21 protein-coding genes are annotated in these 23523 nt (G+C 57.1%); 14 read left to right on the top strand and 7 right to left on the bottom strand.

Annotated features, from left to right (window positions below; all coding sequences use genetic code 11):
• Window positions 1-25 precede the first annotated feature (25 nt).
• The 6 genes from ACR0JG_RS09700 (at window position 26) to ACR0JG_RS09675 (ending at window position 8892) form a co-directional block, all read left to right on the top strand.
• Window positions 26-1333, top strand: a complete 1308-nt coding sequence (locus ACR0JG_RS09700; protein ID WP_170393312.1) for an HlyC/CorC family transporter — start codon at window positions 26-28, stop codon at window positions 1331-1333.
• A gap of 105 nt (window positions 1334-1438) precedes the next feature.
• Entirely contained in the window at window positions 1439-3856 is a 2418-nt protein-coding gene (locus ACR0JG_RS09695; protein WP_480569373.1) for a GcvT family protein, read from the top strand.
• 31 nt (window positions 3857-3887) lie between these two features.
• Window positions 3888-4502, top strand: a complete 615-nt coding sequence (locus ACR0JG_RS09690; protein WP_170645923.1) for a nucleotidyltransferase family protein — start codon at window positions 3888-3890, stop codon at window positions 4500-4502.
• Between the two features lie 746 nt (window positions 4503-5248).
• A complete protein-coding gene (locus ACR0JG_RS09685; RefSeq protein ID WP_480569370.1) occupies window positions 5249-6685 on the top strand; it encodes a Do family serine endopeptidase in 1437 nt (478 codons plus the stop codon).
• Window positions 6686-6848: 163 nt separating this feature from the next.
• Window positions 6849-7529 (top strand): response regulator transcription factor, encoded by a 681-nt coding sequence (locus ACR0JG_RS09680; RefSeq protein WP_170393316.1) that lies wholly within the window; start codon window positions 6849-6851, stop codon window positions 7527-7529.
• The gene (locus ACR0JG_RS09675) at window positions 7522-8892 is read left to right on the top strand and encodes a sensor histidine kinase (protein WP_480569368.1); all 1371 of its coding nucleotides are present in this window, start codon (window positions 7522-7524) and stop codon (window positions 8890-8892) included. The genes ACR0JG_RS09680 and ACR0JG_RS09675 overlap by 8 nt, the downstream gene beginning before the upstream one ends.
• 35 nt (window positions 8893-8927) lie before the next feature.
• On the opposite strand, the gene ACR0JG_RS09670 is transcribed toward ACR0JG_RS09675, so the two are convergent.
• Window positions 8928-10151 carry a cytochrome P450 gene (locus tag ACR0JG_RS09670; protein WP_480569366.1) on the bottom strand — a complete coding sequence of 408 codons (1224 nt, stop codon included), beginning with the start codon at window positions 10149-10151 and terminating at the stop codon, window positions 8928-8930.
• Between the two features lie 92 nt (window positions 10152-10243).
• Between ACR0JG_RS09670 and ACR0JG_RS09665 the strand changes: the two genes are divergently transcribed.
• Window positions 10244-10591, top strand: coding sequence for a TfoX/Sxy family protein (locus tag ACR0JG_RS09665; protein WP_170563089.1), 348 nt, complete (start codon window positions 10244-10246; stop codon window positions 10589-10591).
• Here ACR0JG_RS09665 and rpiB read toward each other — a convergent pair.
• The 3 genes from rpiB to ACR0JG_RS09650 form a co-directional block, all read right to left on the bottom strand.
• A complete protein-coding gene (rpiB, locus tag ACR0JG_RS09660; RefSeq protein ID WP_170563093.1) occupies window positions 10588-11037 on the bottom strand; it encodes a ribose 5-phosphate isomerase B in 450 nt (149 codons plus the stop codon). The two genes, ACR0JG_RS09665 and rpiB, sit on opposite strands and share 4 nt — an antisense overlap.
• 118 nt (window positions 11038-11155) lie before the next feature.
• Window positions 11156-11578, bottom strand: coding sequence for a nucleoside-diphosphate kinase (gene ndk, locus ACR0JG_RS09655; protein WP_008757405.1), 423 nt, complete (start codon window positions 11576-11578; stop codon window positions 11156-11158).
• A gap of 104 nt (window positions 11579-11682) precedes the next feature.
• On the bottom strand, window positions 11683-12885 hold the full coding sequence (locus tag ACR0JG_RS09650) for a multidrug effflux MFS transporter (protein WP_480569362.1): 1203 nt from the start codon (window positions 12883-12885) through the stop codon (window positions 11683-11685).
• Between the two features lie 105 nt (window positions 12886-12990).
• Here ACR0JG_RS09650 and ACR0JG_RS09645 point away from each other — a divergent pair, with 105 nt between their 5' ends.
• The 7 genes from ACR0JG_RS09645 to ACR0JG_RS09615 all read left to right on the top strand — a co-directional run bounded on the left by ACR0JG_RS09645 (window position 12991) and on the right by ACR0JG_RS09615 (window position 19915).
• Complete coding sequence (locus ACR0JG_RS09645) at window positions 12991-14844, top strand: ABC-F family ATP-binding cassette domain-containing protein (RefSeq protein WP_480569359.1); 1854 nt, start codon at window positions 12991-12993, stop codon at window positions 14842-14844.
• A complete protein-coding gene (locus ACR0JG_RS09640; protein WP_170393323.1) occupies window positions 14841-15461 on the top strand; it encodes a MarC family protein in 621 nt (206 codons plus the stop codon). The genes ACR0JG_RS09645 and ACR0JG_RS09640 overlap by 4 nt, the downstream gene beginning before the upstream one ends.
• Before the next feature lie 41 nt (window positions 15462-15502).
• Entirely contained in the window at window positions 15503-16084 is a 582-nt protein-coding gene (locus ACR0JG_RS09635) for a retropepsin-like aspartic protease family protein (protein WP_480569356.1), read from the top strand.
• Between the two features lie 49 nt (window positions 16085-16133).
• A complete protein-coding gene (locus tag ACR0JG_RS09630) occupies window positions 16134-16760 on the top strand; it encodes a hypothetical protein (protein ID WP_170465450.1) in 627 nt (208 codons plus the stop codon).
• Between the two features lie 43 nt (window positions 16761-16803).
• Window positions 16804-18018 carry an MFS transporter gene (locus tag ACR0JG_RS09625; RefSeq protein WP_170510795.1) on the top strand — a complete coding sequence of 405 codons (1215 nt, stop codon included), beginning with the start codon at window positions 16804-16806 and terminating at the stop codon, window positions 18016-18018.
• A complete protein-coding gene (locus ACR0JG_RS09620) occupies window positions 18015-18611 on the top strand; it encodes a YceI family protein (protein WP_170405236.1) in 597 nt (198 codons plus the stop codon). The genes ACR0JG_RS09625 and ACR0JG_RS09620 overlap by 4 nt, the downstream gene beginning before the upstream one ends.
• A gap of 80 nt (window positions 18612-18691) precedes the next feature.
• Complete coding sequence (locus ACR0JG_RS09615) at window positions 18692-19915, top strand: MFS transporter (RefSeq protein ID WP_170393328.1); 1224 nt, start codon at window positions 18692-18694, stop codon at window positions 19913-19915.
• A gap of 31 nt (window positions 19916-19946) precedes the next feature.
• On the opposite strand, the gene ACR0JG_RS09610 is transcribed toward ACR0JG_RS09615, so the two are convergent.
• The 3 genes from ACR0JG_RS09610 to ACR0JG_RS09600 form a co-directional block, all read right to left on the bottom strand.
• Window positions 19947-21620 (bottom strand): flotillin family protein, encoded by a 1674-nt coding sequence (locus ACR0JG_RS09610; RefSeq protein WP_480569353.1) that lies wholly within the window; start codon window positions 21618-21620, stop codon window positions 19947-19949.
• 35 nt (window positions 21621-21655) lie between these two features.
• Complete coding sequence (locus ACR0JG_RS09605; RefSeq protein WP_480569350.1) at window positions 21656-22372, bottom strand: OB-fold-containig protein; 717 nt, start codon at window positions 22370-22372, stop codon at window positions 21656-21658.
• A gap of 206 nt (window positions 22373-22578) precedes the next feature.
• Complete coding sequence (locus ACR0JG_RS09600; RefSeq protein ID WP_170610270.1) at window positions 22579-23505, bottom strand: hypothetical protein; 927 nt, start codon at window positions 23503-23505, stop codon at window positions 22579-22581.
• Between the last annotated feature and the right edge of the window lie 18 nt (window positions 23506-23523).

Here is a 23523-nt window from a genome sequence, read left to right as displayed (position 1 = left end):
CAGCAACACGAACAACCTAGGACCAATGGAACCCACTCCTTCTCTGCTTGATGGCGCATTCTGGATCACGACAGGATCCATTCTTCTTCTCCTTGTCCTATCGGGCTTTTTCTCGGGCTCTGAAACTGCGCTGACCGCATCATCGCGCGGCAAGCTGAGAGCGCAGGCTGACAAAGGCTCGCGCGGGGCGAAAAAAGCGCTGGAAATCACCGATGATAACGAACGTCTGATCGGCTCGGTCCTTCTCGGCAACAACCTTGTCAACATCCTTGCCGCTTCGTTGGCGACCGCCCTGTTTACCCGACTGTTCGGCGAAAGCGGTGTGGCGCTGGCGACGCTCGTGATGACCCTTCTGGTGCTGATCTTTGCCGAGGTGCTGCCCAAGACCTACGCGATTACCAACGCTGAAAAAGCCGCCGCCTTGGTGGCACCCGTTATCAGCGTCGTCGTAACGGTGTTCTCTCCGGTGGTGGCTGCCGTCCGACTGCTGGTGCGCGGTGTATTGCGCCTGTTCGGCGTACAGATCGACCCTGATAGCAACATCCTTGCAGTCCGTGAAGAAATCGCTGGCGCATTGCAACTGGGCCATTCCGAAGGTGTGGTCGAAAAAGAAGATCGCGACCGTATTCTGGGCGCGCTCGATCTTGGCGACCGCGCGGTGGAAGAGATCATGCTTCATCGCTCGAATATTGAGATGATCGATGCGGATGACGAACCCGAAGCGATCTTGAAACAATGTCTGGAAAGCCCGCACACCCGCCTGCCTGTGTTCCGTGAAGAACAGGAAAACATCGTGGGTGTCGTGCACGCCAAAGACCTGTTTCGCGCAATGTATGCGCAGGTAGGTGGCGCGGATGGTGATCCAGAGCGGCTTAAGAATTTCGACATCGCGAAGGTTGCCAACGATCCTTATTTCGTGCCCGAAACCACCACCCTGGACGACCAGATGCGTGAGTTTCTTAGGATGCACAGCCATTTTGCCTTGGTTGTCGACGAATACGGATCGCTGCGCGGACTGATCACGCTGGAAGATATTCTGGAAGAGATCGTGGGCGAGATCGCAGATGAGTTCGACATCGACGAAGATGTCCCCGTTACCCGATCTGACGACGGCCAGTATCTGGTCGAAGGCGCGATGACCATCCGCGACGCAAACCGCGCGCTTGACTGGTCGCTGCCGGATGAAGAAGCCAACACGCTGGCCGGGTTGGTGATCCACGAGGCTCAGATGATCCCCATTGTGGGCCAAGTATTCTCGTTCCACGGTTTCCGGTTTGAGGTCACGGCCCGCGAAGGCAACAGGATCACGGCCCTCAAGGTCCGTCCTCTCTAAGCCCTACAGCGCGCGTATTCAGCAAACGACGCGCGGTGTCGCGAACGGAACAGTAATACGCCAGAGCCCTCGGCAGGCTCGGCCAAAAGCCGAGGGAGAAACATCGTGAAAACCACCACCCGTGTCGCAGTTATCGGAGGCGGCGTTGTCGGATGCTCGGTCCTCTATCACCTGACCAAGCTCGGTTGGTCGGATGTGATGCTGCTGGAACGGTCTGAGCTGACCAGCGGTTCGACCTGGCATGCGGCGGGCGGGTTTCACACCCTGAACGGTGACACAAACATGGCCGCCCTGCAGGGCTATACCATCCGGCTGTACAAAGAGCTGGAAGAGATCACGGGCATGTCGTGCGGCCTGCACCACGTCGGCGGCGTCACGCTGGCCGACAATCAAGACCGGTTCGACATGTTGCTTGCCGAACGCGCCAAGCATCGATTCATGGGTCTTGAGACCGAGATCGTCGGGCCAGAGGAGATCAAGAAGATCGCTCCGATCACCAACACCGATGGGATCCTTGGTGCGCTGTATGATCCGCTGGACGGGCATCTCGACCCGTCGGGTACAACACACGCATACGCCAAGGCCGCGCGTATGGGTGGGGCTACGATCGAAACACATTGCATGGTGCGCGAGACGAACCAGCGCCCGGACGGAACTTGGGACGTGGTGGCCGACAAGGGTACAATTCACGCCGAACATATCGTCAATGCGGGCGGATTGTGGGCGCGCGAGGTCGGTGCGATGGCCGGGATCTATTTCCCGTTGCATCCGATGGAGCATCAATATCTGGTCACCGACAACATACCCGAGATCGAGGCCATCATCGACGCAGGTGGCGAGCACCCGCATGTGATGGACCCCGCTGGCGAAAGCTATCTGCGGCAGGAAGGGCGTGGACTGTGCATCGGCTTCTACGAACAGCCTTGCAAGCCTTGGGCGGTCGACGGCACCCCGTGGGAGTTTGGCCATGAATTGCTGCCCGATGACTTCGACAAGATCACCGATAGCATCGAATTCGCCTACAAACGCTTCCCTGTTCTCGCTGAGGCGGGTGTCAAATCCGTCATCCATGGGCCGTTTACCTTTGCCCCGGATGGCAACCCTCTGGTCGGTCCGGTGCCTGGCGTGCGGAACTACTGGTCAGCCTGCGGTGTCATGGCCGGTTTCAGCCAAGGCGGTGGTGTTGGCTTGACCCTTGCTCAATGGATGATCGAAGGCGAACCCGAACGCGATGTGTTTGCCATGGATGTGGTGCGGTTTGGCGATTGGATCGGCCCGGGCTATACGCGCCCCAAGGTGATCGAGAACTATCAGAAGCGGTTCAGCGTCGCTTATCCGAACGAGGAACTGCCTGCAGCGCGTCCCAACCGAACCACACCAATGTACGACATCTTCAGCGATCTCGGTGCCGTTTGGGGGCAGCAATACGGGCTGGAAGTACCAAACTACTTTGCCCAAGGCGATGAACCGGATTTCGAGACACCCTCATTCCGCCGTTCCAACGCCTTTGAGGCCACCGGCCGCGAAGTTCGTGCCGTGCGTGGAGGTGTTGGGATCAACGAAGTCCACAATTTCGGAAAATACCGTATTACCGGTGCCGGTGCTCGTGCATGGCTGGATCGCATCATGGCGGGCCGCATACCCAAACCAGGCCGCGTTTCACTGACGCCAATGTTGTCGCATAAAGGTAAGCTGATCGGGGATTTCACCGTCTCCTGCTTGGGCGACGACCTTTTTCACCTGACCGCCTCATACGGCAGTCAGGCATTTCATATGCGCTGGTTCCTGCAAAACCAGGACCATGGCGTGGGCATCGAGAACATCAGCGACCGGTTGAATGGGTTTCAGATCGCAGGCCCCAAGGCCACCGAGGTTTTGTCGGCCTGCACCCGAGAAGCAGTCACCTCGCTCAGGTTCCTCGACCTGCGCGAGATGACAATTGGCATGACCGACTGCATCGTTCAGCGTGTCAGCTATACCGGCGATCTGGGTTATGAGATTTATTGCGACCCAATGGCCCAACGGCAACTCTGGTGGAGTTTGTGGCAAGCGGGTCAAGCTCATGACATGACCCCATTTGGCATGCGCGCAATGATGAGTCTGCGTCTGGACAAGTTCTTTGGCTCGTGGATGCGAGAATTTTCACCCGACTATACAGCGGCAGAAACCGGGTTGGATCGGTTAATCTCATTCTCCAAGAGCAGCGATTTCATAGGCCGAGCAGCGGCCGAGGCCGAGCGCGCATCTGGCGCTGATCGCCGCTTGGTGGCTTTTGAGGTCGACGCGGCAGATGCAGATGTAAACGCGTACGAACCGATCTGGTTAGACGGCGTTGTTGTCGGCTTCTGTACATCTGGTGGGTATTCGCACTTTGCGGGCAAGTCGATTGCCATGGGGTTCCTCCCGACTGAACAGGCCACCGAGGGACGTGCGGTTGAAATTGAAATTCTAGGTCAGATGCACAAAGCGCGTGTCATCACGACCCCACTTTTCGATCCCGATGGCGCAAGAATGCGGGGATGACTTATTAATCCACCGACGGCATGCTTGCGAAATGACCCAGATTCCCATCATCCTGCTCGCTGCCGGGCAATCCAGCCGCATGGGTGGTGCTGATAAGTTAATGCAACCGATTGAAGGCGTGCCGCTTCTGCGCCGAGTGGCTCAGCGGGCGCTTGCCGCAGGTCACGTTATCATCGCCCTGCCCCCGGCCCCACATCCCCGATATACGGTGCTGGAGGGCCTCGATGTTCAACTGGTCGAAATCCCAAATGCGCAAGAAGGCATGAATGCCAGTTTGAGGGGCGCAATGGCCTCCGTTCCAACAAATGCACCTGCGGTCATGATCCTGTTATCGGACCTTCCGGACCTCACAACCCAAGACCTGAACAGCGTTCTCCGATCAGTCAAAACCCACCCTGACAATCTGATATGGCGTGGGGCTACTGACGAAGGCGCTCCCGGCCATCCTGTCGTCTTTGATCGCTCTCTATTTTCAGAGCTTTCGGAACTGAACGGTGACAGCGGCGCGCAGATTGTCGTCCAACGCTACAAGGGCAAGGTTCATCTGCATCGCCTGCCCGCCCAGAATGCGCTGCTTGATTTGGATACACCCGCCGATTGGACCCGTTGGAATGCGGGCCGACCGCAAAAGCAGCCCCTCAAATAAACGCGACCCGGTCAATAATGACCGGGTCGCATGCCCAAAAACAGGACTACCACTTTCACCAATCTCTAAAGCGCGGTCAGATCGCCAATCAGGCTTCCCGACGTTGTGCTGCTGAACCTAAACAAGACCCCCTCGTTAACATGCCGCTCAGCGCTATGGAGACTGAGATGCGCCTTTGGCACCCCCTAGTGCCTAAGGCCCCCCTCACTTGGGCAACTCTAATGTCGCTGATCCGATGCGTTCAAACAATGTAAAATTGGATGAAATGGTAAATTTCAGCGCAGGGGCACTGGCTTTTGAGCAACAATGCAACACTCTGGATTCTACCAATGGTTGCATCGACTTATACTTTTTCCAGAAGTTTCCGTCAGTTGCGCACTTAGAATACGGCTAACTTACCTATTTCAAAGGCACCGACGGGCGTGTTCGAAATTTGAACACTCCATCTCACGCAACTTTTAGGAGAAGTATTTTTGAGACCGCAAAAGCGTCGTTTCTTTGTTAACAAAAATGAATCAATTCAATGCTTTTTCGAAATTATTGACTTTATCGGCAACAATCCACCGATTCGCCACATAGCACCCAAGCTGATTCTTGCTACCCGAGCACGTTGAACGGAGTCATTAAAGCGGCGAAACGTGGCGAAATTAAGGTTTCTTAATATTTCTCTCAGGATATCCCAAGGTTGCCAGTGCATCTCCTGTCTCAATGCGCGGGATCAACCGCCGAAATAGACAGGAGTCAAAATGAGCATCCGTAAATCCTCACTGCTTATTCCACGCACATCCAGCTGGATGGGAGCTACCGCACTGGGTGCGGCCATGATGGCCACCACCGCCCTGCCCGCAATGGCAGACGAGGCTCTGGCCGATCTGGTCGAAACCGTCTCGCCTTCGGTGGTCACGATCACCGCCAAGCAAGATGCCAAACCGCGCCCCACACAAGGTCAGGAGTTCGACCTCGAAAACCATCCCTTTGGCGAGTTCTTTAAGCGGTTCGGCGGTCCTGAAGGATTTGACATGCCGCAGCGAGGCCCCAGCCAGGGTTTGGGATCAGGCTTTGTGCTGGATAAGGCAGGATACATCGTCACCAACCACCACGTTGTCGACAACGCCAGCGAAGTGACCGTACGTCTGAGCGATAACCGCACGTTCGAAGCTGAAATCGTTGGTACAGATCCGCTTACGGACATCGCCGTGCTTAAAATCGACGCAGGAGAAGACCTGCAAGCCGTTCAAATGGGTGACAGCGATGTCATTCGTGTGGGCGAGGACGTCGTCGCCATCGGCAACCCGTTTGGCCTGAATGCAACTGTTACGACCGGTATTGTTTCCGCGAAGGGGCGCAATATTTCGGAAGGCCCCTACGCCGAATTCATCCAGACCGATGCTGCAATCAACAAAGGCAACTCGGGTGGTCCGCTATTCAACATGGATGGTGAGGTGATCGGTGTGAACTCGGCGATCTATTCGCCCAGCGGCGGCTCAGTCGGACTCGGCTTTGCGGTGACTTCGAATATTGTAGATCACATCACGGCTGATCTACGCGATGACGGCGAGGTCAGCCGCGGTTGGTTGGGAGTGTCGATCCAGAATGTCAGCCCCGAACTGGCTGCTGCGATGGGTATCGATACGGCAACAGGTGCACTGGTATCGGATGTTGTACCTGACAGCCCGGCCGATGGCGTACTGCAGCAAGGTGACGTGATCCTGACCTTCAATAACGAAGCCGTTGATTCCAGTAGCGATCTTCCGATCCTGGTTGGCACGACCAAGGTAGGTACTGATAGCACGCTGACTGTTCTTCGAAATGGCAAAGAAGAACAGATCGAACTGGCAATCGGTCAGCATCAGTCAGCCTCGGCGGCGACCGATAGCGTGGTTGAAGACAAGTTCGAAGGTACGTCGCTGGGCGTAACCGTGGCACCGCTGACCGAAACCGCCCGCGCCGAGATTGGCGTGGCCGAGAACGTCGATGGTGTTGTTGTCACCGATCTGGAGCCCGAAAGCCCTGCGGCCAAGGCCGGATTGCAGCGTGGTGATGTGATCGTTCGACTGGGCAATCTGGATACCGTTACGCCAGACGCTTTGAAAGAAGCGCTGGAGAACGAAAAGACGGATCCAGCTCTGGTTTTGATCAATCGCGGTGGCAACCAGATCTTCGTCGCGGTCGAAATCGCCTAACCCTACACCTAAGCGCGCCACATGATGGGGAAATCTGGAGCGCTTATTCTGGCAGGCACGGATTGTCCACGTGCCGCCGGAACAGCCGGGTGCACCTTTGCACCCGGCATGTTTTTTTCAAAGAGTATGTGTGTTTAAATCCCATTGGGAAGGAGCCCTGACCATGAGCAGACGCTTGTTGATCGTTGAAGATGACCAAGACACACGGGACTTCATTGCCAAGGGATTTGGTGAAGAAGGCTATGTTGTCGAAGTCGCATCAGATGGCCGCGAAGGCCTGTACCACGCAACTGACGGCGGATTTGATGCGGTCGTACTGGACCGAATGCTTCCCGGGCTGGACGGGTTATCACTGATTAAGTCAATGCGTGCGGCTGGGTTGAAAACACCTGTTCTGATGTTAACCGCCATGAGTGCAGTGGACGAGCGAGTCAAAGGCCTCCGCGCGGGCGCAGACGATTATCTGGTCAAACCATTTTCATTCCAGGAACTTCATGCCCGGATCGAAGCCCTGTTGCGTCGACCGCAAGAAGCCGAAGAAACGCCGACCCTTGCCTGCCGCGATCTCGAAATGGATCTGTTGACCCGCAAGGTCACGCGCAACGGTCGTGAAATCACCCTGACCCCGCGCGAATTTCAAATTCTGGAGTTCTTTCTGCGCCGAAAAAACCGCGTCGTCTCGCGCACGATGTTGCTTGAAGGTGTGTGGGATTACCACTTTGACCCGAACACCAACGTGGTCGACGTCCATATTTCGAAACTGCGCCGCCAGCTTGATGAAGACGGAGCTGACCCGGTGATTGAAACAGTCCGAGGCGCCGGATACATGGTTTCGGATGGATAACCTGCGCCTGTCGCTGAAAAACTCTCGTACTCGCTTGGTTCTGGCCAGCATGGTGCTTAGCACTTTGCTGACGGCGACCGTTCTGACGATGGTGTATTTTACGGCCAATCGCACGATTTCAGGCGAGACGCGTTCGGTCGTTCAGGCCGAGCTTACGGGCCTCGCAGATGAATATGAACGGCGTGGCATGATCGGGTTGATCTCTGCCATCGACCGCCGTTTGCCGACAGCGGCTGAGCGGGATGCCTTGTACCTGCTGACAGGTCGGCAAGGCACGAAACTGGCGGGCAACCTGACGCATTGGCCGGAAGGGATAACTCCGGGTAGCGGCTGGGTCGACCTTCAGCTTCGCAAAGAAGATACGGATCAATATGTCCCGATCTCTGCCGCTTCGGTCCGGCTGCCGGGTGGCGAAAGGCTGCTTGTCGGGCGTGATTCATTGGCCAGACAGCAATTCGACCGGGTTCTGTTCCGGTCTGTTGCACTGGCACTTGCCACTGCATTGGCGCTGAGTTTGTTGACCGGCTGGCTGCTGACCCGGCTGGTGTTTTCACGACTGAAAGACATCGCCAATACAGCCGACAATATCGTTTCCGGCGATTTAGCTCTGCGCATGCCTCTACGTGGCACGGGCGATGAATTCGATCAGGTCGCGGGCACGTTGAACAACATGCTGGATCGTATTGAAGAACTGATCAGCAACCTGCGCACAACCTCCAATTCGATTGCTCATGACCTGCGCTCTCCCCTGTCGCGACTGCGGCAACGGGTCGAATCCCTGGCTGAGCCCGGCAAAAGCGATCAAGATCGCGAGATCGACATGGCGCGCGCGACCGGCGAGATTGATCACCTGCTGCGCGTTCTCAGCCAACTGACCGAGATTTCGCGCGCCGAGGCCGGTCTGGGCCGCGAACAATTTGAACCGGTAAAGCTTTTGCAACTGGTCGGTGACGTGGTTGAGTTATACGAACCTGTCGCGTCTGATCAGAACATCCGACTTGAGGTCGTTGGAAACGCGGACCCAATCCAAGGCCATCGCCCTCTGCTGTCTCAAGCACTGTCGAACCTTCTTGAAAACGCCATGCGCTACGCCCCGCCCGGCACAGCGATCACCATCGAAATTCGAGACGACGGCGACTATGCGTTACTCAGCGTTCGCGACCGGGGCCCTGGCGTACCAGAAAGCGATCTGCCCCGATTGCAGATGCCGTTTGTCACGCTTGATCCTGCAAGGACCGGGCGGAATGCCGGCCTTGGACTGGCGCTTGTGGCGGCAATTTCACATATGCACGGCGGCACATTTCTGGCGCGCAATCGTAAACCAGGGCTTGAGACAACCCTGAAGTTGTCACGCAATTCGTAATTGCATGAAAAACATCTACTAGAGCGTTGATCTAATTACATAACTGCAGGCAACGACGCGTATCCGTTAAACCGAATGCGACCACCCTGCACCCGTTTTCCTTGAATCTGGTAAGCGGGAAATCGCTTCAGCAATCGATCCAGTGCAACACGACCTTCAAGGCGCGCCAAAGTCAGGCCAACGCAGACATGCGGCCCGCCCGCGAAGGCCAGGTGCCTGTTCGGCTTGCGTGTGATGTCAAATCGGGTCGGGTCGGCGAACACCTCGGGATCACGGTTCGCTGCCCCGATACAGAGATGCAGGTTCGTTCCTTTGGCGATCTGATGTCCTCGGATTTCAACGTCCTCCGTGGTTTCCCGGTTGCCAAATTGGTTGGGTGACCGAAAGCGCAAGACCTCTTCAACCGCCGGGGCAATCAATTCGCTATCTTCCAGTAGTCTTTGGCGTTGTTCTGGATAGTCATGAAGCAGCGCCAGCCCATTGCCGATCAGATTGGTGGTCGTTTCGTGACCCGCATTCAGGATAAAGATACAGTTTTGCAGAAGCTCAATCTCGCTCAGCATCTCGTCCGCGCCTTCGCCTCGGATCAGACGTGTCAGAACATCTGTTTCCGGATCTCCCGGATTTGCGCGACGACGGGCAACAAGATCCTGAAGATAGGTTTTGAATTCGCGAACAGCAGTGTGGCCCTTTTCCAGCTGAGCTTCTGTCAAAGCGGGTTCCAAAGCACCAAGGATGGCCAACGACCAATCGCGCAGAGGCGCGCGTTCGTTCATCGGTACATCCAGCAGATTGCCGATGATCTGGATCGGAATGGTCGAAGCAAAATCCGCGATCAGGTCAACCTGCCCCCTGCCCGCCATATCATCCAGCAGCGTATCAACGGTTTCGATCAGACCTGGCTCCATCCGCGCGATTGCCCGGGGCGTCAGGGCTGAGGTCATGATCTTGCGCACACGCGTGTGCAAAGGCGGGTCGGAGAACACCAATGAAGTTGTATGATGTTCGAATAACGGCGAGCCAACACCGAATTTAGGGCCAAACGCCGCCTCCTTATCCGAGGAATAAAGCGTCGTGTTGCGATAAATGGCATCCAGATCCGCATGGCGTGACAACAACACGGAACCGTCCGGCTGTCGCAATACTGGCGCATGCTCAAGCAGTGCATCGTAAAAGGGGAACGGGTCGTCGACAAACCCCTCGGGCGGGTTCATCAGGTCCAGATTTTGCGCGACATTCTCTAGGCTTAGATCGTTCATTCTTGACCCCTCCAATGCTTGGGTAGCGGAAAGGGAAGCCGCAAACAACCTTGAGCGGGTGACAGGCCGCTTCGGGCGGGATAAGACAAGGCATGTCTGATCCGATCTCCTCCATCCGCAATCTTGGCCCGGCATTCGAACAAGCCTGCGCACGAGCGGGCATTATGACAGCTCAGGAGTTGCGCGCGTTGGGAGCAGACGAGGCTTATTCGCGCCTATTGCAGGCCGGAACGCGCCCTCATTTCATCGGCTATTATGTATTGGTCATGGGCTTGCAAGGTCGCCCCTGGAATGACTGCAAGGGCGAGGAAAAGAAGGCCTTGCGCGAACGGTTCGATGCGATCAAGGCCGGAGTCAGCATAGCACCAAAGCATCAGATGATTGCCGATCTTGATGCTTTGGGCGTGCGTATATCGGCCAAGGATTTGGCGGCAGACTAGGCTTCGAGCGCCCCGATCATATCGACCCGCATTGCGTGGCGACCACCTTCAAATTCGGATGTCAGGAAAGCAGCCGTGATTTCCAGTGCTTGCTTTTCATCGAGAATCCGCGCCCCCAGCGAGAGCATGTTTGCGTCATTGTGCTGCCGGATCATCTGGGCCGAAAAGACATCACTGCAAACACCACATCTGACGCCGTTGATTTTGTTGGCCGCTATCATGATGCCCTGCCCGGTGCCACACAGGATGATACCAAAGCGACAATCACCCGATGCCACGAGGCGCGCGGCGGCGGCTCCGTGTTCGGGATAATGAGTGCTTTCCGATGTGGTCGGACCGATATCTACGGCCTCCCAACCTTGGGATTCAACGTAAGCAGAGATAGCCTGCCTGAGGTCGATTGCAGCGTGATCACTGGAAAGAACAATGCGTTTGTTTGTGCTCATGACGGCATTTCGCTCCTGTCGACTAAAGCAATGCGGACAAACACTCTTGAGCCCTGCCCTCATAAGAAAGGCCGCACCCGATATGGGGTACGGCCTAAAGCTGTGATCTGACGGCCGATTAACCGACCAGTTCGATGCCCGAGAAGAAGTAGGCGATCTCAACCGCGGCAGTTTCCGGAGCGTCCGAACCGTGGACCGAGTTTTCACCGACCGATTCAGCGAACTCGGCGCGGATGGTGCCAGGTGCTGCGTCTGCAGGGTTGGTTGCACCCATGACTTCACGGTTCTTGGCAATGGCACCTTCGCCTTCCAGAACCTGAACAACAACAGGGGCCGACGACATGAATTCGCACAGTTCGTCATAGAATGGACGCTCGGCGTGCACGTCATAGAACTTGCCAGCTTGAGCTTTGGTCATGTGGATGCGCTTTTGCGCAACGATGCGCAGGCCAGCTTCTTCGAACTTGGCATTGATCTTGCCAGTCAGGTTGCGGCGGGTTGCATCGGGTTTGATGATCGAGAATGTGCGTTCCAGTGCCATATTGGCCTCTCCTTGACTTAAGGGCGCGATACCCGCGCCGAAATCCATCGCGCGCCGCCTAACATGGTATTTGTCTCATGAAAAGCGTTATGATCGTTTATCACTCAGATCGCATCAGGCAGCGGGTCGGTACGATCCAACCGGCGGACATAGAGCACTGCCAAAAGACCCGCAAAGCTGCTGCCGCACATCATGCTCAGCACCAGATATGGCCCGTTTTCAGGGCTTACAAACGTCCCGGTCATCATGGTCAAGACAGCCCCCAGTGCCACGATCAAGGCGCCTGATAATCCAGCCGCACTGCCGGCCAGTTTCGGACGTACCGACATCACCCCAGCCGAGGCATTTGCATTGGTCAAACCATTTCCGAAACCAACGCAGATGGCGGATCCAAAAAACACCCAGACCGAGCCCATATTGCCGATGAACAGCAGCAGCCCGCAAAATGGCCCAACCGACGCCACTACCCGACCGAACAAGATCATTGTCGTCAGCTGGGTGCGCTTTGCGATGCGCCCGGTGACAAAGTTGCCGACCATAAACCCGCCCGTGATGATACCGATGCCCAGACCCAGCATTGCTGGGCTCAGGTCGAACCAGGCTGCGGCGACCAATGGCGCGCCGGTGATAAAACTAAAAAAACCGCCGATGGAGAACGCGGCGCATAAGGCGTAACCCCAGAACCTACGCGCGCGGAACAAATGCGGGTATTCCCGCATCTGCGCCGCGAAAGTCGACGAGCGGTTGGTGTTGGTTTCACCCATGTCAGCCCAAAGCAGCAACAGCACCCCTGCCCCAAGCAGCGAATACAGCACGAACCCGGCCCGCCAACCAAAAAGCATATCCAGCGCGCCGCCTAGCATTGGCCCAAGCATCGGTGCCAGTGCCATGGCCATTGCGACATAACCCAGCTTGCTGGCGGCCTCGTTTGGTGGATATCGGTCGCGGATCGAAGCACTCGACAGCACCGGCCCGGCCACCACCGCCGCCTGAATCATCCGAAACGAAAGGAAAACCCAGATTGACTCGGCTAAGACGCATCCAATTGATGCGGCGACAAATATGACCATCGCGATCAACAAGACAGGTCTTCGCCCGTAGCGATCCGACAGCGGCCCGACGATCAACTGCAAGACCGCCGAGACAAATAGGTACCCTGCGACGGCCACGTTCATCAGGCCATAATCCACGCCGAAATCTTCGCTCATATGCGCCAGCGACGGCAGGAACATGTTCAGTGTCAGAACCGAGAGCGCCGTTGCAAAGATCAGAGTTATCAGGGTCGGAGGAGATTGAGCCGCACGCATATCGAAACCGTTTGGAAGACGAACCGGAACAGCGCTAACACATTGCTTCTGGCTTGAACATGGTGACCTCTGGCGGCGTCTTGGATGCTCTGATAAGAGCGCCTCATGCTACGGATCGATAACATCACATACGCCGTTGAAGGGCGTCCTCTGTTCGACGGGGCCAGTGCGACCATTCCCGATGGCCACAAGGTCGGCCTTGTCGGGCGCAATGGTACCGGAAAGACGACGCTCTTTCGGTTGATCCGGGGCGAGCTGTCGCTGGAATCAGGCAATATATCCCTGCCCAAACGTGCGCGGATCGGGGGCGTGGCGCAGGAAGTGCCGTCCTCGGATGTCTCGCTGATCAACACGGTTCTGGCCGCGGATGTGGAACGCAGCACATTGATGGCCGAAGCAGACAGCGCAATAGATCCGGACCGCATTGCTGAAATCCAGACACGGCTGGCTGATATTGATGCTTGGTCAGCTGAGGCTCGGGCAGCCTCGATCCTCAAAGGACTGGGCTTTGACGATGAGGATCAGCTGAAACCCTGTTCTGATTTCTCAGGCGGCTGGCGCATGCGCGTGGCGCTGGCGGCAGTGCTGTTTTCACAGCCTGATCTGCTGCTGCTGGACGAACCGACCAACTATCTGGACCTAGAAGGCGCGTTGTGGCTTGAAAGCTATCTGGCCAAATACCCTCACACCGTCATCATCATCAGCCACGACCGGGGGTTGTTGAACCGCGCCGTCGGATCAATTCTGCATCTCGAAGATCGCAAGCTGACATATTACGCGGTTCCCTACGACAAGTTTGCCGAACGTCGCGCTGAACGTCTGGCACAAGCAGAGTCGGAAAACGCCAAGGCCAAGGCCCGCATCGCACATCTGCAAAGTTTCGTGGATCGTTTCCGCTATAAGGCGTCAAAGGCCGTACAGGCCCAGTCTCGTTTGAAGATGATCGAGCGCATCCAACTGGTTTCAACTCCGCAAGAGGCGGCTTTGCGCGCCTTTTCATTCCCCGAGCCAGAAGAACTGTCGCCACCGATCATTCAACTTGAAGGAGGGGTAACCGGTTATGGTGAGACCGAGGTTCTGCGACGACTGAACCTGCGTATTGATCAGGATGATCGCATCGCTCTGCTAGGCAAGAATGGTCAGGGCAAGTCGACCCTTTCGAAACTGCTATCTGACCGCCTACCCCTGATGGCGGGTAAAATGACCCGAAGCTCCAAGCTGCGCGTCGGCTATTTCGCGCAGCATCAAGTAGATGAGCTGCATGTTGACGAAACACCATTGGATCACCTGCGCCGCCTACGCCCCAATGAGGCGCCCGGCAAGTGGCGCTCGCGTCTGGCGGGGTTCGGATTGAACGCGGATCAGGCGGAAACGTTAGTCGGGCGTCTTTCTGGCGGGCAAAAAGCGCGTTTGTCGCTGCTGATCGCTACCATCGACGCGCCGCATATGCTGATCCTTGACGAACCGACGAACCATCTGGACATCGAAAGCCGCGAAGCGTTGGTCGAGGCACTGACTGCCTATTCCGGCGCGGTCATCTTGGTCAGCCACGACATGCATCTACTGTCGCTTGTCGCTGATCGGCTATGGCTGGTCTCGGATGGCACCGTGAAGCCATTCGATGGCGATCTTGAGGCCTATCGCGCTCTTTTGCTGGCCCGCGAGAAACCGGTCAAAGATAAACTACAGGCGCCCAAACCCAAACGTGCATCACGCGAGACCGTATTGGCCCTGCGTGCGGATCTGCGCAAATGCGAAGACCGGGTCGAGAAACTGACCGATATGCACGACAAGCTTTCTGCCAAGCTGGCGGATCCTGCGCTTTATGAAGATGACCGGATCAACGATCTGGAAACCTGGAACCGCAAATTCGCCGAGGTGGTCGAAGCCATGCAAAAGGCTGAAGCCCTATGGGTCGCCGCCGCAGAACGGTTGGAACAGGCAGAGAGCGCAGCATGATCGACATGGCCTTTTTCATAACGGCTTTCACCACGATGTTTGTGGTGATCGACCCTTTCGGAACCACGCCAATTTTCGTTGCCTTGACGCAGGACATGGATGCGGCCACACGCCGTAAGATTGCCATTCGCAGCTGCCTGACCGCGGTTTTCATCCTGATCGCCTTTGCCGCTTTTGGTGAAGCGGTTCTTGGATTCGTCGGCATCTCGATGGAAGCCTTCCGCGTTGCAGGTGGCGCGCTTTTGTTTCTGACTGCGCTGGACATGCTGTTCGACCGCCGTACCAAACGCCGCGAGGACCGCGCCGAGGAAGAAGATCATTCTGACCCTTCGGTTTTCCCCCTGGCCATACCCCTGATCGCGGGCCCTGGATCGATCGCAACAATCATTCTTTTGGCCGGACAAAACCCGGGCGTCCCTGGGATCGCAGCGGCCTGCGCTGTTATGCTTGCCGTCATGTTGGTTGTATTTGTGTTCTTTCTGGCCGGCGGCATGATCGCCCGTATTCTCGGTAAAACCGGGCTGAACGTGCTGACACGGCTGCTGGGTATGCTGCTGGCTGCACTGTCGGTTCAGTTCATTCTTGATGGCCTCAAAGCCTTTGGTTTCGCCTCTTGAAACACCATATTGGTATGAGAAAACTGATTTCGGGTGATTGAATGGACGGCTACGATATTGGGCGATTGACCTATCTGGTTTTGCTGGGTGCGGTCCTGTTGATGTGGTTTATCACTCAGAACCGTCAGTCTTTGGGCAAAACCATGCAGCAGGTCGCGGCTTGGGTGTTTATCTTTATCGGTGTCATTGCCGTTGTCGGATTGTGGGATGACATCCGTTCAACCGTCAGCCCGACCCCGCAACTGACCGTAACTGATCAGCGGATTGAAGTGCCCCGCTCTTATGATGGACACTACTATTTACCAATGCTGGTGAATGGCACAGCGGTGACCTTTCTGGTCGATACCGGGGCCAGCAATATCGTCATCAGCCCGAAAGATGCCGAACGAATTGGAATCGATACGGATCAATTGAACTATCTCGGTCGCGCCTCGACGGCCAATGGCATTGTGCGTACAGCGCCGGTTCGGCTGGACAGCCTGTCTTTGGGCCCCATCACCGATCGCGATATCCTGGCCTCAGTCAATGAAGGCGATCTGGGTCAATCCTTGCTAGGGATGGCGTATCTGCACCGCTTTTCGAACATCCAGTTCGCAGATGGGCGTCTAATCCTGTCGCGTTGACCGCATTCCTCAATTGAGAACAAAGTGAGAACATGCTAATTTGATCAGCATGTCCACCAATCTTCTTGGCCGCAAGCCCGCGCGCACCCCACCCGGGGTGGCCCTGCACCCACAGATCAGTCTGCAACTGGCCCGTGTACACGAAGCCTGCGGCCCTGCCCGGCGTAGCTTTGCTCTGTGGGTGGCGGGGCAGACTCAAGGGCCAGTGATGTGGATTGCCCCGGCTTGGGAGGTGGCGCAGCTACATCCCGAGGGCATGCTGCCTTTTGCCGATCCGTCCCGGTTTCTGCTGATCCGCCCTGACAAACCCGAAGACCTGTTGTGGTGCATGGAAGAAGCCTTGCGCAGCGGTGCCGCCCCGTTGGTCATTGGCGATTTGCCCGGCCCGCCGGGTCTGACCCCGGTCCGGCGGATGCATCTGGCTGCCGAACAGGGCGGCATATCGGGACAGGCTCCGCTGGGGCTATTGCTGACGCCTGACGATGGTGGCGCACAGGGGATTGAGACGCGCTGGCATATGGTGCCCACCTATCGGGACGAGGCCTGCAGTTGGTGTCTGACCCGCCGCCGCGCCCGCGCCCTGCCCCCGGCCAGTTGGCACGTGACGCGGGCTGCTCCTCATTGCGGACTGCAGTTAAAGCAGATCAAATCCGAAGACGCCCCGATGATCACATAACTTGTGACTGGCCAAAACCGGACTTGCCCCCTAGCGTGCCGGCATGACACACCCGATCCATGACAGCCGATATTCGTGGCTTCGCCTGCTGATCACCCTGGCCATCGCAACCGTGGTCAATGTGGGCATGTGGGCTGTGATCGTCGTCATGCCCGCCATCGAGGCCGAGTTTGGCGCAGACCGAGCCGCGGCGTCGATGCCCTATACGCTCGCCATGATCGGCTTTGCCTTCGGCAACATGTGGCTGGGCAAGCTGGTGGACCGACTGGGCGTGACAATGGCGTTGATCGGCGCCGCTGTGCTGAGCGCGGTAAGCTATCTGCTGGCAACCCTTGCGCCGAATATTGCGCTGCTGTCGGTTGCGCATCTTCTGCTGGGGCTCGGCACGTCAATCGGATTTGGACCGCTGATCGCCGATATCTCGCATTGGTTCATGCGCAGGCGAGGGATTGCCGTGGCACTGGTGGCCAGTGGCAACTACCTGTCGGGCGCGATCTGGCCCACGCTGCTGTCGGGCATTCTGCAGCGCGACGGGTGGCAGCAGGTTTATCTGAGTCTCGCCGTCATCACCCTGGTCGCCGTCATTCCTCTGTCCCTGCTTTTGCGCAGACAGGTCCCCGTCGAGGCGCATGGCACGGCAGCAGCGGCAGCACAGGTCAAAGCACAAAGCGTCGGCTTTTCACCCCGCGCCCTGCAGTACATCCTCGGGCTGGCTGGTATCGGCTGCTGCGTGGCCATGTCGATGCCTCAGGTCCATATTGTCTCCTATTGTGTGGGCTTGGGCTATGGCCCGGCCGTTGGGGCCGAGATGCTGTCTCTGATGCTGTTGGGCGGCGTGGTTAGCCGCATCATCTCGGGGCTTGTCGCGGACCGGTTGGGAGGGCTTTCAACACTGCTGATTGGCTCGGTCCTGCAATGTATCGCTCTGTTCCTGTTTCTCCCTTATGATGGGATGGTTTCGCTTTATGTCGTCAGCATGCTATTCGGGCTGGCCCAGGGTGGTATCGTCCCCAGCTACGCGCTGATTGTACGCGAATATATGCCCCCGCAAGAGGCCGGCGCGCGCGTGGGTTTTGTCATGATGATGACTATCCTCGGCATGGCTCTGGGTGGTTGGATGTCGGGCTGGATCTACGACGTGACTGGCAGTTATCAGCTTGCTTTCATCAATGGCATCCTTTGGAACGGGCTGAACATCGCAATCGTGCTGATGCTCATGAAACGCTCGCGCCCGCGCGGTCGCACGGCGATGGCATGAGGAACCTTACCCGACGCAGCCTGATTGCAAGCCTTTGCGCGTTACCAATGGCACGGGCAGCGATGGCCGCCCTCACCCCATATGCGCTGGCAGCATCGCGCAGTTCCGTTGGCTTCACCTATGATTTGTCCGGCGCGCTTCAGACGGGCACGATGCCAGTACAGTCGGCCCAAATTCTGATTGATACCAATCGCTTGCAAAACAGCCGGGTCGATGTCGTGCTGGACGTGGCCCGGGCGCGGACGAACCTACCATTTGCCCGAGGTCCGATGTTGGGAAAAAGTGTGTTGAACGCTGCCCAATACCCCACCATCCGTTTCATCACGACCAAGATTCAGCTGGGACCCACTGGCCGTATCTCGGAAGGTGCAACCGTGACCGGCGATCTGACAGTGCGCGGTATCACGCGTCCGGTGACTTTGAGCGCCAATCTGTATCGGAGACCGGGAAGCGCGGTGGATGATTTGGACACCCTGTCCATCCGGCTAGAGGGGGCGATCAATCGAAATGAGTTTGGCGCGTCTGGATATCCTGATCTTGTACAACCCACGATCGGCCTGGACATCCACGCCGAAATCATCCGGCAGGATTAACCACAAAAAGGCAAAAAACGACGTCAGGGCGTCGATTAGGCGCGCGCATTTCGTGGCGACAAGGTCAAGTTGCACCTATCATGCGTACGATCATTTCATTTGCCGCCCTCTTTCTTTCGGTCATTCTGCTGCAGCTCTCAACGGGTGGTGTTGGTCCGCTGGATGCAATCTCGGGGCTGACGCTTGATTTTTCGACCGAACAGATCGGTCTGCTGGGGTCATCGCACTTCATTGGGTTCTTTGTTGGTTGCTGGTGGGCTCCGCGGCTTATGGGCAGCGTCGGGCACTCGCGCGCATTTGCGGTCTGCACCGCTTTGGGCGCGATGGGGTTGCTGGGGCATACGCTGACTGAAAACCCTTATGTCTGGGCCGCTCTGCGTATCGCGTCGGGAACCTGTGTCGCTGGGTGTTACACCGTGATCGAGGCTTGGCTTAACGCCAAGGTCACCAACGAAACCCGTGGCCGCGCGATGGGCACCTACCGTATCGCCGATATGGGGGCCTCGCTTTGTGCACAGCTTATCATTGCTGTTCTGCCACCCGCCTCTTACGTTTCATACAACCTGCTTGCGATCCTATGCTGTGCATCGATCTTGCCGCTGGCCCTAACTCGCGCCAGCCAACCCAAGACACCGGACACCCCGCGCCTGCGCCCCAAGCTGGCCTGGCACAGCTCACCACTGGCTGTGGCGGGCGTTATCGTGGCTGCGCTCAGTTCGGCATCATTGCGCATGGTCGGCCCGGTATACGGTCAGGAGGTCGGACTGGGCGTAGATCAGATTGCATTCTTTCTGGCCTCTTTCGTTCTGGGCGGCGCACTGGCCCAGTACCCCTTGGGTTGGCTCGCAGACAAGTATGATCGACGCTGGGTGCTGATCTGGCTATCCGTGGCAGCGGTGCTAAGCTGCGGTGTCACGATGTTGGCTAGCGGAACTGGAACGGTCGGCGTTATGCTGGCCGCCGGGTTCTTTGGCCTGACCACGTTTCCGATTTTCTCGGTTTCCTCGGCGCATGCGAATGATTTTGCCACGACCGAACAACGCGTTGAATTGGCAGCGGCCTTGATGTTCTGGTACGCGCTGGGGGCGATTGCATCGCCCTACATCTCATCCACGTTGATCCAGCAATTCGGCCCCGGAGCCCTGTTTGCTTTTGTTGCATTGGGTCATGTGTTTCTTATTGTTTTTGGCCTCGCCCGTATGCGCTCGCGCCCGACGCCCGAGAAACGGACGAATTATGTCTATGCTCCGCGCACATCCTTTACCATCGGCAGGCTGCTCAAGGGTTCTCGCGAAAAGCAATGAAAAAGGGCCGGGAAATCCCGGCCCTTCTGTTTTACTGCTGGACCGCTGGCCCATGGCCCTCGACCACGTCGACCACCTCATCTGGGTCCACGGTGCTCTCAAGCGCACCGTTCACCACGCCCCCGACGCCGTTCTCCATGGACAAGCCAAGCTCTTCGCCCAGTTTCTTGAGCGCTGGCATCTGCACGGCCATTCCCATGATCGAATCCAACGCCTGATTGACAACCGGCTTTTCATCGCTTGAAACACCACCACCATTGGCAGCTCCGATCCCACCAACCTGATGGATTTTGATCGAGTCGATTTTTTCGGCCGGTTTGACCATTTCCGAGATGATCGAGGGCATGGTTTCAATGCGGGTCAAGTCGACCTTCATCCGGATCTGCTCAGGTGACAGGGCGTTGTCCGCCTCTACGATCGCACGCTTACCTTCCGCCTCGGCCAGCATGTCGTTCTTCTTGGCCTCGGCGCGAATGTTCAGCGCGTCTGCTTCGGCCTGCGCTTCCTCGCGGCGGGCTTCGGCGCGGTCTGCGGCGGCCTCTTTCTCGGCCTGTGCTGACAAACGGATCGCGGTGGCCTGACGTTCGGCCTCACGGGTGGCTTCAATCAGAACAATCTGCTTCTGACGCTCGGCCTCGGCCACTTCGCGCGCCGTAGCCACGGCTTCGGTTGCTTTGGTCGCCTCGGCTCGAGCCAGATCGGCGGATGCGCGCGCGCGGCTTTCCTCTTCGGATTTCTGCGCGATGATGATCTGGCGTTCCTGTTCCGCGACTTCGATCTCACGCTCTTTGGCGATCTCGGCATCGCGGATTTTGCGCTCGCGCTCAATCTCGGCGGAACGAATGGCCTCTTCACGGGCAATCCGGGCGCGTTCGGTTTCGCGTACCGAGTCTTCAGTTCGCGCAGCGATCTCCGCCTCTTGCGCCACACGAAGAGTTTCCACCTTCTGCGCCTGCTCGATGCGCGCCTGCTGTTCGTCCTGTTCGATCAGCAACTTCTGACGCTCCGCTTCCATCGCCGCACGACGCACCTCAACCTCGGCCTCGGCGTCGATCTGCGCGCGTTCTTTTTTGGATATGGCGATCACCTCGGCCAGCTTACGCATACCCACGGCGTTAAAGGCGTTATTCTCGTCCAGAGCCTCGAACGGGGTCTGGTCCAGCGCGGTCAGCGAGACGGACTCCAGCGAAAGACCGTTCTTAAGCAGGTCCTCGGACACCGCATTCTGCACTTCCTGCACAAAGTCGGCGCGGTTTTCATGAAGACCATCCATGGTCATCTGAGCGGCCACGGCACGCAGACCGTCGATCAGCTTGCCTTCGATCATCTCACGCAGTTGCTCAACGTCAAAGGTGCGATCACCCAGCGTTTGCGCGGCGCGCGCGATGCCCTCTTCAGTCGCCATCACCGAGACGTAGAATTCGACACCCACGTCGACACGCATCCGGTCTTTGGTGATAAGCGCGGCCTCACCATTGCGCTGCACCTCAAGGCGCAGAGTCTTCATGTTGACCGGGCTGACTTCGTGTAGCAACGGTACGATGATGACGCCGCCATCCATAATGACCTTTTTGCCACCCGCGCCGGTTTTCACCAGGCTGATCTCGCGCGTGGCGCGTCGATAAAGGCGGCCAAGTACAAGGCCTATGAACAAGAGTACGGCTAAAATAGTCACAACTGTAATGGCCAGGAATGATAGTTCCATGCAATATCCTCCGGATTGGGGTTAAGATTTTTTGGTTAAACTGACATGCGAACCAGAACGAACCGGTCGCGCCGTCGATCACGCAGAACAAGGACTTCTGTTCCCTGCTCCAGCGAATCTTTGTCCTGCAACGGCTCTGCGCGCAGGTAGTGCGTGTTGCCAAAGCGATCCATGACGCGGACTTCGGCTGGACGGCCTCGCGATGCGATACCCTGAGTGATCACGCCACGGCGGCGGGCCAGCATCCGTTCCGACATCGCTTCGGTTTCGGTTTTGGGCAGGAGGCGAGCGAAGACACCACCAAAGCCACGTGCGAACCATAGGCCGAATACTCCGGCCGGAATCGCGGCCAACCATGCAGGTAAGTCAAAGCCCAGCAGATCACGCAGCGCCAGTTGCAGGCCTATGCCACTCAGGCCGAAACCAGCCAGCAGCACAACGAGCCAGATCATGAATGGCATCTTGCCAATGCCCAACCAGCCAAACGGGCCGACGGGCGTAGCCACAGGCACATCGGTTTCAATTTCGGCCAGTTCCAAGTCACCCAGATCGATGTCGGCGTCGATATCCAGATCAAAGTCGGCGACGTCCAGATCGGGCGCGTCGACCATGTCCAGATCAACCTCGCCCTCGCCTGCCAGAAGACTTCCCCCGAAAACCAATGCGATCAGTTCAAGGCCCAGAAGACCGAACAAAAGCGCAAGCGCCAAGGTAAAGGGCACAAATGCGCCCTCTAGTAAAAAGTCGAACATCAGCAGATTGCCCTCGTTATTGTATACTTTTGTATACACTACAAATGGGAAGTCATTGCTACAATTTCAAGAGGTTGTGATTCTGTGTTTCAACCTGAGGTTATTTACATCCAAATGTCAGTTACAATCTGCAACCATGACATTAAGCTCAATTTCTTTCGCCCGTGCGAAACGTATCACCTGTTCACACCTGCTGGAGTAATTCTCTAATCGGTGGGCTTTGGCGGTGGTGCCGGGATCATTTCATCCAGGATCGATCCCGCCTCATATCCCAGCAGGTCAACCCGCATCCGTTCAGGGTCCCCGAACACCCATGCACCAACATGCCTCTGCATTCGAACGTATCCGGCATATCCGGCCAACGCGTCGTTCCCGTGTGCGTTCTCAGCGAACAGAACCTGCCCGGCAGCAACCTTTTCCGGCATCACGCGCTGTAGGTACAGTAGCACGACATTGACGTCTTTGACGCTTGAGCCGCCGTGATGCACGACATACATCTTGGTCCACTCCTCTTCGCTCATGGCTGCGCGTGCGTCGGACACGGCGGAATGAAGTGCGTTCAACTCCGCACGTGCAGATTTCTCCATATTCTCTGCCCAGATGGGCCGCATGTCGTTGATCACCTGCGAAACCGCTTCACGTGTGATCTGATCCTTGTCGAGTGCACCTTGAGCAAATGCCCGGGCTGTTTCGAGCATTTTGCGCTGGCTCGCCAAGTCGTCCTTGGCTATGTCCAGTTCGTCCAATGCCGCAAGAAATACATCTATCTCATTGATGATAATTGCAAACTCCGCCTTCCAGCGCTCATCATCGATATTTTCATCAGGCCATGGAGTCACCGCCCCAATCAATCCCAACACAACATGCGACGTGGACTTCAGATGTTGATAGGTTGGCGCATCCCTTGGATAGCTCGCCTCTCCGTCTTCGGTCATGACTGTGACATCACGTGCGATAATCATGACGGGCCGGGTTTCAGCCGTCAGCGCATCCTGGCCACGGTGAAAGATCGAGAGCATAGCGTGGTCAAAAGCATGCACCGGATCATCTGTGGCGCTCTGGTCGGCGATGGCGCTGGCGGTAAATACAATAGCTGCAACGGCGGCACAGCAGCCCAACCATAAACTCTGCATAATGAAATTCCCCCTAAG

This window comes from Ruegeria sp. AD5, assembly GCF_056542345.1.
The sequence above is the reverse complement of the archived record's forward strand: the minus strand, read 5'-3'. Positions and strand labels throughout refer to the sequence as shown.

Bases quoted from the DNA above. Each gene is read 5' to 3' on its own strand.
- ACR0JG_RS09625 (WP_170510795.1), top strand. From the start codon at position 16,804: ATGACACACCCGATCCATGACAGCCGATATTCGTGGCTTCGCCTGCTG.
- ACR0JG_RS09670 (WP_480569366.1), bottom strand. From the start codon at position 10,151: ATGAACGATCTAAGCCTAGAGAATGTCGCGCAAAATCTGGACCTGATG.
- ACR0JG_RS09630 (WP_170465450.1), top strand. From the start codon at position 16,134: ATGTCCACCAATCTTCTTGGCCGCAAGCCCGCGCGCACCCCACCCGGG.
- ACR0JG_RS09640 (WP_170393323.1), top strand. From the start codon at position 14,841: ATGATCGACATGGCCTTTTTCATAACGGCTTTCACCACGATGTTTGTG.
- ACR0JG_RS09615 (WP_170393328.1), top strand. From the start codon at position 18,692: ATGCGTACGATCATTTCATTTGCCGCCCTCTTTCTTTCGGTCATTCTG.
- ACR0JG_RS09605 (WP_480569350.1), bottom strand. From the start codon at position 22,372: ATGTTCGACTTTTTACTAGAGGGCGCATTTGTGCCCTTTACCTTGGCG.
- ACR0JG_RS09685 (WP_480569370.1), top strand. From the start codon at position 5,249: ATGAGCATCCGTAAATCCTCACTGCTTATTCCACGCACATCCAGCTGG.
- ACR0JG_RS09600 (WP_170610270.1), bottom strand. From the start codon at position 23,505: ATGCAGAGTTTATGGTTGGGCTGCTGTGCCGCCGTTGCAGCTATTGTA.
- rpiB (WP_170563093.1), bottom strand. From the start codon at position 11,037: ATGAGCACAAACAAACGCATTGTTCTTTCCAGTGATCACGCTGCAATC.
- ACR0JG_RS09675 (WP_480569368.1), top strand. From the start codon at position 7,522: ATGGATAACCTGCGCCTGTCGCTGAAAAACTCTCGTACTCGCTTGGTT.
- ACR0JG_RS09645 (WP_480569359.1), top strand. From the start codon at position 12,991: ATGCTACGGATCGATAACATCACATACGCCGTTGAAGGGCGTCCTCTG.
- ACR0JG_RS09690 (WP_170645923.1), top strand. From the start codon at position 3,888: ATGACCCAGATTCCCATCATCCTGCTCGCTGCCGGGCAATCCAGCCGC.
- ACR0JG_RS09635 (WP_480569356.1), top strand. From the start codon at position 15,503: ATGGACGGCTACGATATTGGGCGATTGACCTATCTGGTTTTGCTGGGT.
- ACR0JG_RS09665 (WP_170563089.1), top strand. From the start codon at position 10,244: ATGTCTGATCCGATCTCCTCCATCCGCAATCTTGGCCCGGCATTCGAA.
- ACR0JG_RS09650 (WP_480569362.1), bottom strand. From the start codon at position 12,885: ATGCGTGCGGCTCAATCTCCTCCGACCCTGATAACTCTGATCTTTGCA.
- ACR0JG_RS09610 (WP_480569353.1), bottom strand. From the start codon at position 21,620: ATGGAACTATCATTCCTGGCCATTACAGTTGTGACTATTTTAGCCGTA.
- ACR0JG_RS09620 (WP_170405236.1), top strand. From the start codon at position 18,015: ATGAGGAACCTTACCCGACGCAGCCTGATTGCAAGCCTTTGCGCGTTA.
- ACR0JG_RS09700 (WP_170393312.1), top strand. From the start codon at position 26: ATGGAACCCACTCCTTCTCTGCTTGATGGCGCATTCTGGATCACGACA.
- ACR0JG_RS09680 (WP_170393316.1), top strand. From the start codon at position 6,849: ATGAGCAGACGCTTGTTGATCGTTGAAGATGACCAAGACACACGGGAC.
- ndk (WP_008757405.1), bottom strand. From the start codon at position 11,578: ATGGCACTGGAACGCACATTCTCGATCATCAAACCCGATGCAACCCGC.